This is a genomic window from Streptomyces sp. NPDC096012, assembly GCF_040426375.1.
GTDB lineage: Bacteria > Actinomycetota > Actinomycetes > Streptomycetales > Streptomycetaceae > Streptomyces.
Genome location: NZ_JBEOTD010000090.1, coordinates 1 through 3,760 on the forward strand (window position 1 = coordinate 1; position 3,760 = coordinate 3,760).

Consider the following 3,760-nt stretch of genomic DNA (forward strand, 5'->3'; position numbering starts at 1 on the left):
GCCGGTGCGCGCCCGCCCGGCGGCCGGGCGGCCGCCCGGCCGGGCGGCGGACGGCGGGCCCGCGGGAACCGTCCGGCGGGCCGCGGCAGGCGGGTGCTGAGGATCCTCGGGATCTGCCTCTCCGCGCTGATCGTCGTCACCGCCGGCGCCGGCTGGTGGTTCTACCAGCACCTGAACGGCAATATCCACAGCTTCTCGCTCGACGGCAAGGGCGGCAGCGAGAAGGCCGACGCCTTCGGGCGTACACCGATCAACATCCTGGTCATGGGCTCGGACGGCCGCACCAGCAAGACGGACTGCAAGCTCGGCGGCGGCTGCTCGGGCACCGGTGTGCAGACCGGCAGCAACGCGGACGTGCAGATGGTGATGCACATATCGGCGGACCGCTCCAACGCCACGGTGATGAGCATCCCCCGCGACACCATGACCAAGGTTCCGGCCTGCAAGGACAGCGCGTCCGGCGAGTCCACGAACGGTTACTACGGGCAGATCAACAGTGCGCTGCAGTACGGTCCCGCCTGTCAGGTGGCCACCGTCCACGAGCTCACCGGCATCCCCATCGACCACTTCGTGAAGCTGGACTTCTCGGGCGTGGTCAAGATGTCCGACGCGGTCGGCGGCGTCCCGGTGTGCGTCAGCGACGACGTCTTCGACACCTACTCGCACCTGAAGCTGTCCGGGGGCACCCACACCCTCAAGGGCGTCGCGGCCCTGGAGTTCGTGCGTTCACGGCACGGCTTCGGTGACGGCAGTGACCTGGGCCGGACCATCTCGCAGCACATCTTCCTGAGCTCGATGATCCGCAAGTTCAAGAGCGCGGGCACCCTGACCGACCCCGGCGCGGTCTACGGCCTCGCCGACGCCGCCACCAAGGCGCTGGCCGTGGACGACGGCCTGGACAGCGTGAAGAAGCTGATCGCGCTCGCCGACGACGTGAACAAGGTGCCCACGAAAAGGATCACCTTCGCGACGATGCAGACGGCCCCCGATCCGGCCAACAAGGACCGCGTGGTGGTGGGAGCCGGCGCGAAGACCCTGTTCTCCACGATCGCCGACGACCGGCCACTGACCACCGGGTCCGGCAAGAAGTCCGCGGCGGCCTCCGCGACCGCCAAGGCCGAGGCCACCGCCTCGGCCGTACCCGCCTCCGAGATCGCCGTGACGGTGGAGAACGGCACGCCCATCACCGGCCGCGCTTCCGCCGTCGCCGCCGCCCTCACGGCACAGGGCTTCGGCACCGGCACGACCACCGGCAACGCCCCGAGCCCCGCGGCGACGACCACGCTCACCTACGGCACCGGCCGCGAGGCCGAGGCGCGGACGGTCGCCCGGGCGCTCGGCCTGCCCTCCTCGCATCTCGAACGGGGCACCGCAGCCGGCCTGACCCTCGTGGTCGGCAGTGACTGGCCCGGCGGCAGCAGGTTCCCGGGCGGCGGTTCCTCGTCGGCGCCCGCCGACGCCAGGGCCGCGGTCTCGGGCGCCCACGCCTCGACCGCCGACCAGGCCAAGACCTGCGCGAAGGTGAGCCCGTACAAGACGGTGACCTGGGGCGGCATCTCGATGACACCGTCCCAGGCGTACGCGGCGGCGCGGAGCAAGCCCGACTCCGACGGCTGAGGACCGGCGGGACCGGGGCTCCGGGCCCGTCGGGCGGCCGGGCCGGCCGCAGGGGCCCGGCCGCTCACGAGCCGGCGACGCCGTCGTCGTACCGCAGAGGGTCCGTGGGGAACCGGTGTGGTCGCCGCCCGGCGTCCACGGGCACGGCTTCCGCGCGTACGCCGCCGGGGGAATGCGCCCGCGGCGTGTTTCTCAGGTCTTGCGCCAGCGGGCGTCGCACCACGAGAAGAGGCCGAACGCGGCCAGGCCGATCGCGATCAGGGCGAGCAGCCAGGGGCCGGCCGGCAGATCCCGGAAAGACCGCAGGGTGTCGTCCATGCCCTTCGCCTTGCCGGGCTCGTGCTGCACGGCCGCGACGACGGCGAACACACCGGCGACGGCGAAGACGATCCCGCGCGCCACCCCGCCCGTCACGCCCAGGACGTCGGTGACCTGCTGCGCGCGCCGCGACATGGCCGCTGTCCGCAGTTCCTCCCTGAACTTCTTCCGCGCCGCCTGGACAGCGATGCACAGCCCGGCGACGATCACGGCCACACCCGCGATCCCGACGATCCACTGACCACCGGGCCACTTGAGAATCATGCCGGTGACGTCGTCGGTCTGCTTGTCGGAAGCGCCGCTGCCGCTGCCCCGGCTCCCGGCCGCATAGGACAGGACCGAGTACGACAAGAAGGCGTAGAAGACGGAACGGCCCGCGTCGGCCGCCCGCTTGGTGGGTTTCGAACCGTCCGGGCCCGGGGCGCCGAAGACCGCCTCCGACAGGCGCCAGACGCCCATGCCGGCGAGCGCGATGCCCACGATCCACAGGACCACCGACCCGAACGGCTTGTCGGCCAGCTCGCTCAGGGCGCCACCGCGATCCGCCTGGCGCCCGCCGCTGTCGCCGCCGAAGGCGATCTGGAGTGAGATCACGCTGACGAGGATGTAGATCAGCCCGCGGGCGGCGAAACCCGCCCGGGCCGCGGTAGCCATCGCCGTGCTGTCGGCCACGCGGCGGGCCTGGAACCGTCCCTGCAGTGCCGATGACTGTGTGCCCATACGACGCCGGTGCCCCCGGGTGGCCGTTCGACACCTCTCGGGCGGTCCCGACCTCAGCCGCGGTCTATCCGGACCGCTGTGAGGCGGCCGCGGTGGGGCGCAGATCGGCGAGGGTGAGGGGATGGACCGGGGGGTCGGGAAGGACGAGACGCGATGTGGTGTACAGGCGCCGGTCGACGTGCAGCAGCTCGCCGGGTTCCATGAGCCGCCAGTGCGGGTTCTCGTCCATGGGCTCGCTGGCCACGACGACCGAGGGGCGATCTCTCAGGTCGTCCGAACGGACGCGCAGCCGGCCGTTCCGGCCGGTGTGGTCGAGGTGCCGCGATCCGTGATGCCCGCCCGCGGGACGCTGGAGGACGTACAGCTCGTGCGTCCCGGGATAGCGCAGGGCCCACAGGTCGCCGGCGGTGACGAGGACGAGGTTGAGGGCGTACAGGGGCAGGTTGTCGGCGATCCAGCGGGCCGCGGAGACGATGCCCGCGGAGACGTCGCCGCCGAGGGCCGCGGCCTCCCGGGTCACCAGGGCGAAGAAGCGCTCGGAATCCGTGTCCCCGTGCACCAGTGAGCGGTCCTCGCCCAGGTGCCGGTCGAGCACGTCGAGCCCCTCGATCACGCCGTTGTGCGCGAACAGCCGCCCGTCCTGCTCGAAGGGATGGGTGTTGCGGACGTCCGGTCCACCGGTCGAGGCGTAGCGGATGTGGGCGAGGAACGTGGTCGACTCCACCTGCCGCGCCTCCTGCGCGAAGTCACGGTCGTCGTAGGCGGCGAGTGGGGCCTTGTGCACCTGGGGGGTGCCGTCCGCGGCGAAGTAGCCCAGCCCCGTCCCGTCCGGTTCCCGGTGACTCTGGGTGCTGAGACTGTCGGGGGCGTCCAGCAGCCAGAACGTGGCGTACGTGCGCAGGGGAGCGCTGGTCAGCCCGAAAAGGCGACACACGGCATCCTCCTTCGTCGCCGTCGGCATCGAGACCGTCCCCGTCCACGGCCATGGTCGCGCGCCGGGCGCACCCCCGCACGGCGCCCGCACCGGACGCGGCGACCGGGGCCGTGCGGCCGGCGGCTGAGGAGGGCGGTCGCGCCGCTCGGCCACGTGGCACAGCCGTCGGGG

The 3,760-nt window shown here is 72.4% G+C and carries 3 protein-coding genes; 1 reads left to right on the forward strand and 2 read right to left on the reverse strand.

What is annotated here, in order from left to right:
• Window positions 1-1,617 (forward strand): LCP family protein (locus ABVB68_RS36635; protein ID WP_503006571.1); only part of this gene is annotated, 1,617 nt, incomplete at its 5' end.
• Between the two features lie 192 nt (window positions 1,618-1,809).
• Here the strand turns inward: ABVB68_RS36635 and ABVB68_RS36640 are convergent.
• Window positions 1,810-2,655: a DUF1206 domain-containing protein gene (locus tag ABVB68_RS36640; RefSeq protein WP_353605549.1), complete on the reverse strand. Its 846-nt coding sequence runs from the start codon at window positions 2,653-2,655 to the stop codon at window positions 1,810-1,812.
• A 64-nt stretch (window positions 2,656-2,719) separates the two neighbouring features.
• Window positions 2,720-3,589 carry a class II glutamine amidotransferase gene (locus tag ABVB68_RS36645; RefSeq protein WP_353605550.1) on the reverse strand — a complete coding sequence of 290 codons (870 nt, stop codon included), beginning with the start codon at window positions 3,587-3,589 and terminating at the stop codon, window positions 2,720-2,722.
• Window positions 3,590-3,760: the final 171 nt, after the last annotated feature.

What these genes read in the sequence shown, in the direction of transcription:
- ABVB68_RS36640 (WP_353605549.1), bottom strand. Translation starts at nt 2,655, where the DNA reads ATGGGCACACAGTCATCGGCACTGCAGGGACGGTTCCAGGCCCGCCGC.